At 34.7% G+C, this 13506-nt stretch carries 16 protein-coding genes and 2 pseudogenes; 6 read left to right on the top strand and 12 right to left on the bottom strand.

What is annotated here, in order from left to right; all coding sequences use genetic code 11:
- Positions 1-55: 55 nt before the first annotated feature.
- The 8 genes and pseudogenes from M3225_RS25430 to M3225_RS25465 all read right to left on the bottom strand — a co-directional run bounded on the left by M3225_RS25430 (position 56) and on the right by M3225_RS25465 (position 5361).
- Positions 56-616, bottom strand: coding sequence for a L,D-transpeptidase (locus M3225_RS25430; protein WP_251399354.1), 561 nt, complete (start codon positions 614-616; stop codon positions 56-58).
- A 660-nt stretch (positions 617-1276) separates the two neighbouring features.
- Positions 1277-1942 (bottom strand): restriction endonuclease, encoded by a 666-nt coding sequence (locus M3225_RS25435; RefSeq protein WP_251399369.1) that lies wholly within the window; start codon positions 1940-1942, stop codon positions 1277-1279.
- Entirely contained in the window at positions 1935-2924 is a 990-nt protein-coding gene (locus M3225_RS25440) for a DUF3991 and TOPRIM domain-containing protein (protein WP_251399372.1), read from the bottom strand. The genes M3225_RS25435 and M3225_RS25440 overlap by 8 nt, the downstream gene beginning before the upstream one ends.
- Before the next feature lie 371 nt (positions 2925-3295).
- A complete protein-coding gene (locus M3225_RS25445) occupies positions 3296-3817 on the bottom strand; it encodes a DinB family protein (RefSeq protein ID WP_251399375.1) in 522 nt (173 codons plus the stop codon).
- A gap of 149 nt (positions 3818-3966) precedes the next feature.
- On the bottom strand, positions 3967-4254 hold the full coding sequence (locus M3225_RS25450) for a hypothetical protein (RefSeq protein WP_251399378.1): 288 nt from the start codon (positions 4252-4254) through the stop codon (positions 3967-3969).
- Positions 4238-4405, bottom strand: a pseudogene (mobL, locus tag M3225_RS29720) (relaxase MobL); the annotation flags it as partial. The pseudogene mobL and the gene M3225_RS25450, both read right to left, overlap by 17 nt.
- A 191-nt stretch (positions 4406-4596) precedes the next feature.
- On the bottom strand, positions 4597-4743 hold the full coding sequence (locus tag M3225_RS29985; protein WP_374109852.1) for a hypothetical protein: 147 nt from the start codon (positions 4741-4743) through the stop codon (positions 4597-4599).
- A 243-nt stretch (positions 4744-4986) separates the two neighbouring features.
- On the bottom strand, positions 4987-5361 hold the full coding sequence (locus M3225_RS25465) for a hypothetical protein (RefSeq protein WP_251399381.1): 375 nt from the start codon (positions 5359-5361) through the stop codon (positions 4987-4989).
- 1051 nt (positions 5362-6412) lie between these two features.
- Between M3225_RS25465 and M3225_RS25470 the strand changes: the two genes are divergently transcribed.
- Positions 6413-7105, top strand: coding sequence for a helix-turn-helix domain-containing protein (locus M3225_RS25470; protein ID WP_251399384.1), 693 nt, complete (start codon positions 6413-6415; stop codon positions 7103-7105).
- Positions 7106-7689: 584 nt separating this feature from the next.
- Positions 7690-8991 carry a replication protein gene (locus tag M3225_RS25475; RefSeq protein ID WP_251399387.1) on the top strand — a complete coding sequence of 434 codons (1302 nt, stop codon included), beginning with the start codon at positions 7690-7692 and terminating at the stop codon, positions 8989-8991.
- A 66-nt stretch (positions 8992-9057) separates the two neighbouring features.
- Here the strand turns inward: M3225_RS25475 and M3225_RS25480 are convergent.
- Positions 9058-9142: pseudogene (locus tag M3225_RS25480) on the bottom strand.
- A 160-nt stretch (positions 9143-9302) separates the two neighbouring features.
- On the opposite strand from M3225_RS25480, the gene M3225_RS25485 reads away from it, so the two are divergent.
- Positions 9303-10079, top strand: a complete 777-nt coding sequence (locus M3225_RS25485; protein ID WP_251399390.1) for a plasmid stabilization protein — start codon at positions 9303-9305, stop codon at positions 10077-10079.
- Between the two features lie 37 nt (positions 10080-10116).
- Complete coding sequence (locus M3225_RS25490; protein WP_251399392.1) at positions 10117-10743, top strand: tetratricopeptide repeat protein; 627 nt, start codon at positions 10117-10119, stop codon at positions 10741-10743.
- Between the two features lie 283 nt (positions 10744-11026).
- Here M3225_RS25490 and M3225_RS25495 read toward each other — a convergent pair whose 3' ends face one another.
- Positions 11027-11191: a hypothetical protein gene (locus tag M3225_RS25495; RefSeq protein ID WP_251399393.1), complete on the bottom strand. Its 165-nt coding sequence runs from the start codon at positions 11189-11191 to the stop codon at positions 11027-11029.
- On the bottom strand, positions 11178-11681 hold the full coding sequence (locus tag M3225_RS25500; RefSeq protein WP_251399395.1) for a hypothetical protein: 504 nt from the start codon (positions 11679-11681) through the stop codon (positions 11178-11180). Before M3225_RS25500 ends, M3225_RS25495 begins: the two co-directional genes overlap by 14 nt.
- A gap of 274 nt (positions 11682-11955) precedes the next feature.
- Here M3225_RS25500 and M3225_RS25505 point away from each other — a divergent pair, with 274 nt between their 5' ends.
- Positions 11956-12186: a helix-turn-helix domain-containing protein gene (locus tag M3225_RS25505; protein WP_251399397.1), complete on the top strand. Its 231-nt coding sequence runs from the start codon at positions 11956-11958 to the stop codon at positions 12184-12186.
- Positions 12187-12582: 396 nt separating this feature from the next.
- The gene (locus tag M3225_RS25510; protein WP_251399399.1) at positions 12583-13302 is read left to right on the top strand and encodes a hypothetical protein; all 720 of its coding nucleotides are present in this window, start codon (positions 12583-12585) and stop codon (positions 13300-13302) included.
- Here M3225_RS25510 and M3225_RS25515 read toward each other — a convergent pair.
- Positions 13271-13506, bottom strand: a 236-nt coding sequence (locus M3225_RS25515) for a DDE-type integrase/transposase/recombinase (protein ID WP_251399408.1), incomplete at its 5' end; no start/stop codon positions are given. The two genes, M3225_RS25510 and M3225_RS25515, sit on opposite strands and share 32 nt — an antisense overlap.

The raw sequence follows: 13506 nt of genomic DNA on the forward strand, positions 1-13506 counted from the left end.
GGCAAGAAGACAAAGAAAAAACAGCATCCCGTGATAACGGAATGCTGTTTAGATATTAGTTGTTTTTTAACTTGTAGCCTTTGAAATAATACCCATAAACTTTAGTTAGATCAACAAAGCTCTTATAGGAATAAGTAATTGCAACCGGTGTGCCTACTTGAACTTTATTATAAAGCTTCTCAATATTTGCATTATACATTCTCACGCAACCTTGACTCACGTATTTTCCAATACTACTTTCATTGTTGTTGCCATGAATACCGTATGTATCGCCATACGTACCGTTAGCATTTAATCCTAACCAACGTTTTCCTAAGGGATTGCAAGGATCGCCCCCAGGAATATGTCCTGTATAGTAAGGGCGGTTTTTAATCTTGTTTACCACTTTAAAAAATCCAACAGGTGTTTTCTCCCACGTTTTTCCCGTTGCTACTGGATCAACGATTTCAATATAGCCATTATGAAAATAAGCAAACTTGTTGTAGTACTTGTTAATAATAATCAAATCTTGATTCGCAGCTTTACTTGCTGCTTCTGTTTTCCCTTGATTTACTCCACATAATGCGACCATTAGTAATGTAAGAATGGTCATTGATTTCATAAAAATGTTCTTCATAAGAACTCTCCTCTTTTTTATATTTTTATAAGAAACGAAAAAAGCACCTTCCAAATGGAAAGATGCTTTTCTCAACGATTATTTAATAAATAAAGAGACCAACTTTGCTTTACAACAAGTTAACCTCTTTTTATTTTATCTTTGTTTTCTGTCCCTTAAAAGACGGTTATTCTGAGAAATAAGAACACTACTGAAAACAGTGGTAGCAACTATACCCATAATAGAGAAGAACAGTAGTACCACAAAATTATTATTTGAACGCATAGACGACCTCCATTATTTGTGAATTATCAATATTATTTGAAATCCACCTGTTTTTATTCTCTATTAGGCACTATTTCAGTTCTATTAATTGCAGAGAAACGCTCTCTGACGAAATGAACGTTTATTTTGTGTACAACTACAACTACTCATTCGATGCAAATTTCAGCGTCTTAAAATACACATAAAAAAGAACCCCACTCAATCAGTTAGAAGGAAGATTGAAGTAGGGTAAGTGTGATTGAATCTCTTTGGAGAGAAAACAATACCATTACACTGTTATTATGTGATGAATCTAATGAGTTATACATAAAAAAATATCCCTTCACCAATCAGTTAAGACTAGTGTATGAACTCATAACATCGGCTCCTTTTGAGAGTAAGAAAAAACAGACCCTATTATAATGAAGGTCTGCTTTTACTTACTTCCTTATTAATTTTCTCCGTATGACAACAAGAAGGGAAAGAAGAACAACCAAAAAAGCGAGTACCATTCCCATCTCGTACGACTAGATCCTGCCCACATTTCGGACACTTACGAGGTTCTGGTGTGATATTTTCAAAGATTTCCCGTGCCTTAAAAACTGGATTTACCTCGTTAATAAATTTTTGAAGATCCGCCCGATCCACTAAAGTTACATCACATGCAGCTGCAAGCTCTTTTGCTTGTTTCGTGAAATAACTATTGGTCACGACCCAAGCTTGATTGGCCTTATAATACACTTTTGCTGCGTACGCTTCTTGTACTGCTGAAAGGCTGACCCTATTTTTAGCGCTATACCGTTTGGCTTGAATCACAACCTTTTCTTTACCTTTCATCACTAGATCAGCCCCAAAATCACCTGATTTTGGCGTTATCTGTGGTTTGTATCCTAGTTGTTGAAAAAGTGCTCGCAAATATACCTCAAATTGATACCCATCCATCTTATCAATATAAGGCATACCTGATTGGGCTAACTCTTTCATATACCTTCGTTCACGAATCACACGGTAAGCAAATGTAGAAAGTTTAAATAAAATCATAATAAGAAAAAGATAAAACACACTTTGAAACACCTTATCCATTCATTGAAAGCTCCTGTTCTGTTTGTTTATTCCGGAGACGTGATGCCACAGGTTGAATGGTTTTTCCATTCTTCTTTAATTGCTCGTTCCAATCTTTTGCTCCCTTTGGAATATCTGCTTTTACTAAATCAGCATTAACGATTTGGTTCATTTTGTCAATAAATTCTTTTCCCCCTTGGTCATTATCGACAGCTAACACCATTTCTTTAATGCTTAAGCCTTCTCTTCGAGCTTCAATATAAGACTGAGCCACTGTTTTAGGCTTCAAGCCATTCATACTAATAAGGCGTGTATTCTGCAATTGATTCTCCTTTATACTCCAATAAGAAAGCACATCAATTGAGCTTTCAAAGAAATGAATCTTGTTTGGGCGACCAACGTCAATTGAAAAGCCTGTATGTGGGTTATCGTTCGGTAAGACTTGCTTAAAGGAACCTCGTTTATTGTTCATGGAAGCTGTTCCTTGCCGATCCGCCCCAATCACCTTTCCTTTGCCCCCGTGTTCACGCCATTTAAACACGACATTGTTCCGTTTGTCCTGGGCGATTAAGTCTTTTTGAAGCAGCCAGTTAACTAACCGAGGATCAATTTTACGCTCCTTTATCAGATAGTCCTTTACTTTGCTTTGATCCTTTACTTCTAACTCTTTTGGATAGCGAAAAGGCTCTTTTGATGTTGAAACCGACGGTTGTTCATGTGAAAGAGAAACTTCTTTATAATCCCCTTTATTAATATCTAATACGGCTTGTGGGAACGACATCCCATAATACATTTGAGCGAAACTAATCGCCCCGTATCCTGTTTCATTGCGGCTATTCCAAGCGTACATGTTCCCTTTGATAAGTAGACTATCATGTTCGGTATGACGGTAATACTTTCCCTCTTTCACAAAGCTTTCGCCTTTCGCTTCCAGATACGACAACAAATCAACATCTCGCGCTTTCATAACCTCCTCCTCCTTGACATGTTTTCGTTCTCCCATCTAATCCCTCCCTCACTTCACCATATGAAAAAAGGGAGCTTTTCAGCCCCTCATTTTTCAATATTTTGCCATTTTTAGCGTTCTATTTCTTGCGTTTCTTTCCGTTTTTTTGAAGAATTTGCTCCATTATTCCGTGCAAAAAAATTGCACATTCATTTTGCAATTTTTCTTTTCTTATAGCTGATTTCATTAAGGAAACGGCTCTAAAAGGAATTTGTTACAGCTGTTCACCACTAGTATTGGCTCAAGTTGCATAAGAAAAAGCAGAGGAATGAACAACCTCTGCTTTTTTGCATTTAATTTTATTAAGTTACATGTAGATGTTGGATAAAGCTTGTTAATTTTGAAGGAGAAACCTTTAACTAACTCCCTTATTCCTTACCTGAAGAAACTGATCCATATTCCTTATCAGATAGAGCAATTATGTCTGTATGTTTAGGTATATAACCCAATAAACGTAACATAGCTACAATTTGCCCCTTATGGTGGAACTCATGTGTAATTGTATGCATGAGCAATTGTCGAGGAGTCTTTCTTATCCTATTAACCTCTGGTCTCCAAACAAGTTCTCTCTCAATAATGTCATCGAAGTTATCACTAAATTGTTCAAATACAGCATCTACATATGCATCTGCTTGGTCAAAATAAAGTTGAATATCACTTATCTGCATATTATTAATTACTTCTTTTGTTAAAAGAGGCGATTTCGTTTGTAAAAGAACAAAAGAACCGAGCCAAGCATGGTAGCAACCCGCCACATGAATCAAAGAATCTCTTACACTCTGAGAACCAAATCCGAGTTTTTTTGTAAAATCACCTTCATTTAATTCTTTACATTGCTCTAATAAGATTTGACGTGTTTGTTTTACCCATTCATATTCTTGTTTTTCCATACTTTCTACTCCTTTATTTGAATATTCCCACTTATATTATTACATTAATTGTACAGCAAATAAGAAAGGCCAACATTAATAAAAATTTAATGTAGGTTCTCTTTATATAATGTGTAATTGACCAATAAAAAAGAGAGCTTTATGCTCCCTTACCTTTCGAGTTCCTGTTCTTCTTTTTTCTTTTTGACGGTGCCTGTACGTTTTTGGAATTGCATTTGACTGCCCACTTCCATACGGTCTTGAAAAGTAAGAGATTGTTCTTGAACTTGACCATTCATGACCCCCTTCTCGTTTTTAGTCATGGTTGAATTAATCTGATGTTCAAGTTTCACGACTTCCTCCTTTGTCATCCATCCATTTTTGATCGCTTGTGTTTTGGTTGAATAATATTTTTCTTCAGCCGTGACACGCTCTAAAATGCTATCGCGCTTTTTCAAACAACTTTTTTAATTGCTTTTTCTCCTGCCCATTCAATTGATCCGATTGTTCAGTAAACAAAGAAGATGTCTTATTAGGGTTATCCATATAATCTTGATAAAGGGTAAACAGTTTCTCATGAGCATCCTGCTCTTTTTTAGCATCATCACGATCTACATAATCAACATAATCCTGAAAAGCCTTTTTATCAGATGTAACAAATTTTGTTTTTCAACACTACGCCTGGAATAAAAGAAGGCGTACTCATTCCTCTCCCCTCATTTCTTGAATAAATCCATTGATTGTTTCAATTGCCCCTGCACACTTTTCCATCATCTTTATATTTCGATCAATGAGATGTTCTAACTCTGCTTCACGATCTTTTTGTTCTTGAAAAACAGCCAGTGTTCAATCTGACCTTTTAAGAATTCTTGACGAGAAATCTTTTTTTCTTTTGCGATTTCATCTATTTTTTTAACAGCAATTGGATCAATATTTCGTAAAAACATATCTATGACATTCGTTCCTTTCCTGTAAATTGTGGTTCCCCACTAAAAAAGAGAGAAGAGAAGAGAAGAGCATAAGGGGTTTTTGCTATCACACGGGGTGATAGGCTAGGCAGAGCCTAGCAAAACCGTGATATCAAAGAAAGTCGATTAATGTCCCCTTTGCGTCCCCCTTTAAAATCCCAATGTCCCCTTTATGTCCCCCTGTTTTGGAGCCATGTCCCCTTTGCGTCCCCCTGTGTTTTTTCACTTCATGGCTAAATCTTGCTGCTTTTCATTCAATTTTTGGAGCTTTTCTTGTAAGCTTTTTTGTTCATCTTCATAGAGCTGAATGCTCTCATCACTAGATTGAATGGTATCCTTTTTCATCGCAATTTTTGATTCCGTATCTGCTTTTTCCTCCTCCACTTGGTACTTCATATCACGTTGTAACTCGTTCATTTTTTGTTGCGTTTGATGTTTATGTTTCGCTTCTACCGTGATTGCTTTTTCATAGTTTTTCATTTTCTTTTTAACAAATTGTTTTTCTAAATCATTCACCAAAAGCGCATATTCTTGTTTGTTTTTTGTTCCTTTTCCCTCTTCACTTTTCCTTTTCCTCATTTTCTTGATATAGATCAAAGGCTAGTGCCTCCCAATTTGGAGATAAATCATTAATCCTTACCACGTAATAGCCATCATCTTCATACAATAATTAAACAGGCAATTTCACGTTTTGATTCGCTTTTTATTGTGCAACAAAACTTACCTCTTCTTCATCTGTCTGATCTAGTTTGATAACCATATCGAGTGAATTTCAAGTTGGACGATACACACATTTTTTAATGGTTACTGTTCCATTAATATTTGAACAAACAGAATCAAGGGTATTCTGTTTGTGGGTAGAATTTCTATATCTTGAAGAATAAAAACAGATATAGAATATTAACATAGGATTACTATAATTCATTATTTTTACAAAAAAAGAAAACTCTAAAGCCATATTTTTAATTTGAAAGTAAAGGTTGTTATTCTAATAATTAATAAACATTATAATCTCAACTAATTTTATATTTAATAATCAACTACTATAGATTTACAGTAAGACTCCCCCATTTAGTTGAACTTAATCCTAACTCAAGTTCAACTAAATATTCATTCACTATAGAATTTCAGTCATATCATCCTTATAGTTCAACCTAAATTAAACCTAAAAGTAATTCATTACAGATTTGCAGTAAGGTTCCATCTATTAAGTTTAACTTAAATTAAACTTAACAGTTACTTCCTATAGATTTATAGTTAGATTTCATTCCTTAGTCTACTCCAATCTAAACTTAACAGTTACTTCCTATAGATTTATAGTTAGATTTCATTCCTTAGTCTACTCCAATCTAAACTTAACAGTTACTTCCTATAGATTTATAGTTAGATTTCATTCCTTTAGTCTACTCCAATCTAAACTTAACAGTTACTTCCTATAGATTTATAGTTAGATTTCATTCCTTTAGTCTATTTAAGAACTTTGTTATAATGAACTAGAACTTTGGATTGTTTATTCTATCAAAAATAGCAAAAACACTGTAAATCTAACACAAAATCCATCATTAAATCTCTCAAAAATCAGTGTCAGTTCTGTTATAATAGCAACAAATTTGTTGTTATTATACTTGAGAAGAGGAGGGGGTTAATTTTGAAACAAACTGAGGAAGAATTCAAACTAAGTGAAGTAATAAAGCTTACTGGGCTTTCTGACCAAACCATTCGAAGATATCAAGAGGATTTTAATATTCAAGGAATCCGTACTCAAGGTGGTCATCGTCGCTTTAAAAGAGAAGAGATTGATATGTTACTTGAGGCTAAGAGATTAAAAGAAGAAAATGGTTACTCTATTAAGCAAATTCGTTCACATTTTAATGGAGAAACAACATCTGAGATGTTAGAAAAGAATGAGCCTATGAAAACAGTTTTTGAGAAGAAAATAGTGAATTTAGAGGAACAATTAGCAGAGGCAACTGAGAAAATTGATTCTATGGTTCAGGTTTTAACAACATTTATGAAACAAAGTGGACAAACAAATCAAGAGATTTTATCTCAATTTCAAGATGTACTAAAGGCACTCCCTGAAACATCTGCAACTACAAACAACCAAAGAATCTTAGAAAAAGAGCAGCGTCTAAATGAATTGAAAATTAGAAACAAATTAAAAAAAGAAGCAATTGAAAAATGGGTTATGTTACCCGAAGAAGAACGGAATATAACTGTGAAAACTGGTCTGTTTAGTTTCAAAAAGGAAGAAAATTATAATAAAAAGCGAGCTTTCATCGAAGATTATATAAGTGAACATTTAGTCGATCGGCTTGAAAGAGAGTATGATATTCAATAAAATCAATGATTAATCTATTTTAATTAAATATGAAATAAAAAAAACGAAAGAGGCATTGCCCTTAGTTAAGCTGAATTAACTAAGGGCAATGCCTCTTTTAAATAATGCTAGTTTAGAAGACCACTTATAGTGAAACTAAAAATTGCACTTTTTTATACTGATTGAGAGTAGAGAGAAAGATTTTGCTTTTTAGATAAATATTTGTTTAATTATTTATTATCTAAATGAAAAAGATTAGCCCAAAATACTCGTTTTGATATATTTTGCTAATTTTTATTGAATTATGAGACTAGTTAACGCTATAATAAAACTAACAAAAACGTGCGGAATAGAAAAAAGACTTCAACTGTTTAAGAAGTGCTGTCAACACTCTTAAACCGTTCACCCTAAACACAGTAGGGAAAACACTTGTCGAAGTCTCTTGTTAATAGATTTAGTTTTTCTATAAAATAAAACTTATGTTTTTATTTTATATGAAATTGACATCTATTTCAAGGGCTTAGTTCATCAAAATCAAGGCATTGTTTTCCTTTTTCGAGGGAAATAGTGTCTTTTTTGTGTTCCTTAAAGGAGACGATGAACAAATGACAAAGATATTGACCTGCTATTTAAAAGATGTAGATACCTTCAATGGACAATTCAAATGGTTATGGACCAACAAGTCCACACTTCGGAAAAAGAAAGAAGAGTTTTTAGAAATTCTTCGTACCCACTTTAAACAACAACAATCTGCCATACATAAAGAATTTCCTAAAAAAAGAATGGAAATGCTCGATTATGTCATCTATAACCTAGTCGCTACGGGCATTCAAGCAATCCGTTCTGAAACGCTCATGAAGAAATTTAATGCCTCAAAAAGTACAGTTTCTCGTTTTGTGCGCTCGTTAAAAGCGACACCCTTTATACTTGTGGCACGATACATTAAAGAGGATGCAACGGGTACTCACCCTGATAGCTATGTATTTATCCTTAAAAGCCATAAAAACTTTCATCACATTTGCGACGAAATCTTTTTCGCCCATGACACAACAGGTGTACAAAGCCTTGAAAAAGAAGAAATGACCACTCCTGTGACACGTCCTGTGACGTCTCCAGAAAGTGATGAAAACGTTGATATGACAAGCTTAGAGGCTGATAAATCACCTGATGCCTTTATTAACCTTGATTTACCTGTAAATCATATAAATAATCATTTAATGTCTGTTTCACAGTCCTTTACGTATATCAAAGGTGTGCCTAAAAAAGTCAATCAAGTCTATGCAGGTAAATATGGACATCAACTACAAGACTTCTATGCTCGTATTCAAAATGCTGCAAAAGCCGTAAAACGAGATACAGAGATTACGATTGAAAAAGAGCAAATACATGAAATTGCGTATTCCACCATTGTTGGATTAGATAAATATGTGCATGAAGCTAATCATAAAGGAAAACCTTTAACCTTAGATAATATGTGCCAGTTAATCTATAAAATTGCGAAAAACCAATTCTATCAGTTGATTGATCCTGAAAACGAGAATTATTCACCAGTATATCCAACTGATGAGGAAGTTATACATAAAAAAGAGTCATCTACAAAATTGTTTACACCAAAGCGTATTATCCGTAAAGAAATCGTTCCTGATTGGTTAAAGGCTAAGAAAGATCAAGAGAAGGGTACAGAAAAAGCAGAAATATCTTTAGGTCAACAGTTAAAAATAATTGAATTAAAGCAGAAATTAGGACAAGAGTTAACAACAGAAGAAGAGAACTTGCTGCAAGAACACTGCTCAACGTACAGTTCGTTAGAAATGGCGGAACTGAAACAAGATTTAGGACAAGCATTAACACCTGAGGAACAAGATTTATTGCACCAACATGCTAAATTAAAGGAACCAGCTTCTTAATTTTTAAAAATAGTTAAAGCATCATAAGGACTTTCGCTATTTTTAACGTATTCAGTGTTTTAAGAGAGGACTTGGCAGGATTTGAACCTGCAAGACGCCAAAGTTGTATAGTGTAATACGACTGGCTGCTCTGCCATTGAGCTACAAGTCCATACTAAAAGTATGCGCATAGTCTCTGTTTATATGTACGACAGGAGAAAATGTAGAAAGTGAAGAAATCTCTTAGAAGCTAAATTATTATTAAGGTATGTTTATTTGGAACACTGTTCTAAATAATAAATACCTATATATCTACGCAGGAGGAGAACATTATGCCACATAAAATTACGTTAACCGGATCATCCACAGGACCACTTCGAGAATACGATCGCTATGTTGCCTTTGATATGCGTGAAAAAGGGTCACCATCTGCGCCTAAAGGGTTGAAGAAGAGTACGTTTATTTCGTACACGGTATTTGTTGCAAAGAAGGCTTTTAATAAAACAGGTCTCACGAAAAAAAGTATTATGCATGAAAAAATCTTAATTCAAGGAGAACCAACATTAGACATTCCGATTGATGAATGTCCTGGTGAAGTAGGCGTGATCTGTTTCCAGATTACCGTTCTCCCGAATAAAAAAAACAAAGAAACCAATGAATCAAACGATAAAAAAGAGGCCAAACAAGAAGCTTCTGCAGCAACACAAGAGGTTGCTGCTACCAAACAGGAAGAAAAACCGGTAACTACTTCTCAACCTGTAGCAAAAGAAGAGAAGAAAGCTGAAACAGTACAGTCAGAAGTGAAGGAGACGCCTGTTCAAGACAAAAAGGCTGAGCCACAAAAGAAACAGATGCCAAATCAGCCAAAAGGGACACAGGATGTTTTAAGCTTTGATGACATTATCGTACCTGAAGAGTTCTTAAGGACACGTCCAAATCCTGAAAAAACACAAAAGGTCATTGATTTTGTGAAACGCACAGGACGCTTAGATGAGCCTTTGACAATTGAAAAAGGGTCCAAGATTTTAAAAGACGGCTATCGTCGTTATGTCGTGGCCAAAACTGTCAAAATGGACAAAGTTCCGGTTACTTATGAATACCAGAAGTAAGTGAAGTGAAAGTAGAAGCGTTAAGGGGGAGAACGTCTTGACTCAAAATGAAAAAGAAAACCCAACGAGTGAACACATGGCTGATGTTATCGATTTCAATGAAAAGAAAGAAAAAAGTAACATCCATGTAGAAGAGGGAATCAAATGGTTAAGGCAAGCTGCCCTAGCTGGAGATAATGGAGCGATGAATGAGTTAGCGTTTCAATTATTAACGGGCAAGCTAGTGAAACAAGATGCTGAGGAAGGCGAAAAATGGCTCAGAAAATCTGCGGATACTGGAGATCGATGGGCCATGATGGAGTTGGGTTACCGTTTGCTCGTCGGGGAAGACCTGGATAAAAATCAGGCTGAAGGTGAAAAGTGGATTCGAAGATCTGCGGAGTTGGAGTATCCAATGGCTATGAGAGTATTAGGATACAGATTACTTGAAGGATTGGATATAGAAAAGAATGTAGAAGAAGGCGAGTATTGGCTTAGGAAAGCAGCTGACGTACATGAACCAATAGCTATGAGAATATTAGGCTATCGATTATTAACTGGAAAACATGAGTTGAAACAGAATGTGATGGAAGGTGAAAAGTGGTTACAGAAAGCAGCTGAAGCTGGAGAAACCATTGCGATGAGGGAATGGGGTAAATATTTAATCCATGGCGTGATTAAATAGCTGAACATAGTAACTTACCTTCAGCCAAGACTGTACTGACTACATTAATAACAGAAAAAAATATATCACCTCATAATTAGCTGATATTTTTGTTATCCAATATTTCGTAAATAGAAAACCTTTTTCCTTAATCTAAAGCGAAAAGGGCTTTCCTGTGTGAAGTTCAATTTGGAAGAATAGCTACAACAAAGACCGCCCATTATGTATCAGTGTATAAGGCGGTCTTAACTGTATTCATGCTATATGTTTATGACCAAAATATCGACACTATTCTAAAAAGACGTCAGGTAAAAAAGGCGATCGCTAATATCGCTGCCACACAAGCTAAATAGACATTCCCACTCCAATCCCTCTTTTCCTTTTCATTCACCGCATAGCTATTATAAGAACCTTCAATCGGTTCTATTTTTAGTTTTCGTTGTAAGGCTACTTCTTTACCTGAAATCAAGTTTGATTCCTCCATTATTTGATAATTGTAAGGTAGGAAACGTCCTTGTTCGTCTCTCAATCGGTCGCTGACGTCTCGTGATCCGTGCAGCCTTTTCATTGGTAAAAGGCTGTCGGCCGGATTCAATAGTTGTTCCTGACATTGATTGGCCATCTGTTGATGTTCCAAGTAACGTAGAAGTGTTTGTAGACGTTCCTTTTCGCTCAAGGTCATCATGTTCTCCTCCTCCTTTCTCTTCGATGTTGGGCTCTTGTTCCATCCATAATGGGTGAGAAGAAGGCTGCCACGGAGAGGAGGGGAGAGGGACGTCACTCATTTTATACTGATTCATTAACGCTAAGAAAACAGGATTGTGCGCTGCAGTAAAAAGCGCACACCTCATAATTTGATTTCGGTCTAATTCTGTAGCTTGAAACAGACTATCTACATATGTACGATACATAGAATGATACCGCACGGTTGGTCGATAGGTGTCAACTTGATTTTTCAACTTCTTATTTCTCTTCATACGCGTTTTTCTCTTTCAAGATGACCTCTAACATCTGTTTGCCTTCTAGCGTTAAATAGACGTCTTTTCGACTTAGTAACGAGATTGCTAATTCTTTTGTCATTTGATTCTCTCCATTCCTGATACTTTAAGTTGACGTCTCTTTCTGACGTCTTAATTTATGATATGAACTAATGCTTGTCCTATATGTAACTTTTTTTCTAATGATTAAAAAAGTTACATAATGTCCATACTTCTTGTTAAAGGAGATGGCTGTATGATTCTAGGCTTAGGAAAGAAGCGAACAAGATTTGGAAAATGGTTAGATAAGCAAGAAGATATTAATCAATTAGAACTCGAAAAGGCAACAAAGTTAAGTCGCCCAACTATATCTAGGCTTTGTAATGATAAAGACTACATACCTAAATACTCCACCATCTATAGGATAAATAAAGGATTGCGAAAGTTAAAGAAGGATGTAAAAGTAGAAGATTTTCTACAAATATAAATAGCGAATGCTATAATTAGTTTGTGAATGATACGTGAATGTTTTATAGACTTTAACGTAGCAAAGAGCCACTTGTTTTATACAAGTGGCTCTTTGTATTGGTGATATTTTAAATAAAATTTTCTAATCCTAACAAAATAGATACTTTTTAATCTTATAGAGGAATGTAAAAATTACAAAATCAGGTTACCTTATAAATCAATCTAACCTGATACAATCTAATTACTGCTATACAAAAAGTTATTTACATACAACAGGAATTTACATTGTTTTCAAACTAAATAAGGGTAAATTTATTGTATTATGAGTGTGAATTTTAATTAAAGAACAAGATAAGTACTATTTTGTATGAAAGTGCTTTTTAAAACACTAAGATGAAAAATAGGAGGAGATAAGATGAGAAATTATTTCGTGAATTTCTTATGGTTCGTTTGTTCTATTATGTTAAATGCTTTAGGCAATAGCTTTATGATAATTTCACATTTAGGCAGCTCACCTTGGACAGCTGCTGGTCAAAATCTCGGTTCTATATTACCGTTTTCCATTGGTACTTGTATTATCATTTTAAATTTATTTTCATTTATTCTTAGTTATTTAATGAAAACCAAATTCACTTTAATTATGATTGCAAAAAGTATGGGATTAACCTTCATTTATGGAATGTTTGTAGATATGTTTGTGTCATTGCATGAGGCAGTCTATGTACCCGACGACATATGGATTCGTTGTTTATATTCATTTATAGAGCTTAATTTTATTGCAATTGCTATATCCATCTACTTTCAAGCAAGTTCAATATATTTACCGTCTGATTATTTGTTAAAGTCATTTGGAGAGCTAATGAATAACTATAAAATCGGAACAATTATTTGTATGTTAATCCCTTTATCTACCAGTGTTGTTATCATACTCCTTCAACACCATGTAATTGGTCTAGGTATAAGCACTTTACTATTTGTGTTTGGAAGTGGATTTTTAATAGATTATTATAATCGGTGGATTGTACTTAATAAGTATAAAAGGTTCTGGTGCAAAGATTGTATTTGCTTGAAAGAGGTATATAGTGTCCTATTGGTATTCACTCTTATGAAGCTATTCCAAATAGTTGGTGAATGAACCTGACTTGATTTGGGACAGACTTCACCTCCTGATAAACCTGTTTCTTTTTTATCATATGCATGACCTCTATTCCGGAAATAATGGCTTTTGCTGTACGAAACGATTTTAAGCCTAACATTGTAGACAGACGCTTCTTAATAAACCTATGATCCTGCTCTACAATGTTATTTAGATATTTACTTTGTCTTACTTGGATGCCTT

The organism is Priestia aryabhattai (assembly GCF_023715685.1).
Classification (GTDB): domain Bacteria; phylum Bacillota; class Bacilli; order Bacillales; family Bacillaceae_H; genus Priestia; species Priestia aryabhattai_B.

Bases quoted from the DNA above. Each gene is read 5' to 3' on its own strand.
- M3225_RS25430 (WP_251399354.1), bottom strand. From the start codon at position 616: ATGAAGAACATTTTTATGAAATCAATGACCATTCTTACATTACTAATG.
- M3225_RS25435 (WP_251399369.1), bottom strand. From the start codon at position 1,942: ATGGATAAGGTGTTTCAAAGTGTGTTTTATCTTTTTCTTATTATGATT.
- M3225_RS25440 (WP_251399372.1), bottom strand. From the start codon at position 2,924: ATGGGAGAACGAAAACATGTCAAGGAGGAGGAGGTTATGAAAGCGCGA.
- M3225_RS25445 (WP_251399375.1), bottom strand. From the start codon at position 3,817: ATGGAAAAACAAGAATATGAATGGGTAAAACAAACACGTCAAATCTTA.
- M3225_RS29985 (WP_374109852.1), bottom strand. From the start codon at position 4,743: ATGTTTTTACGAAATATTGATCCAATTGCTGTTAAAAAAATAGATGAA.
- M3225_RS25475 (WP_251399387.1), top strand. From the start codon at position 7,690: ATGACAAAGATATTGACCTGCTATTTAAAAGATGTAGATACCTTCAAT.
- M3225_RS25485 (WP_251399390.1), top strand. From the start codon at position 9,303: ATGCCACATAAAATTACGTTAACCGGATCATCCACAGGACCACTTCGA.
- M3225_RS25505 (WP_251399397.1), top strand. From the start codon at position 11,956: ATGATTCTAGGCTTAGGAAAGAAGCGAACAAGATTTGGAAAATGGTTA.
- M3225_RS25510 (WP_251399399.1), top strand. From the start codon at position 12,583: ATGAGAAATTATTTCGTGAATTTCTTATGGTTCGTTTGTTCTATTATG.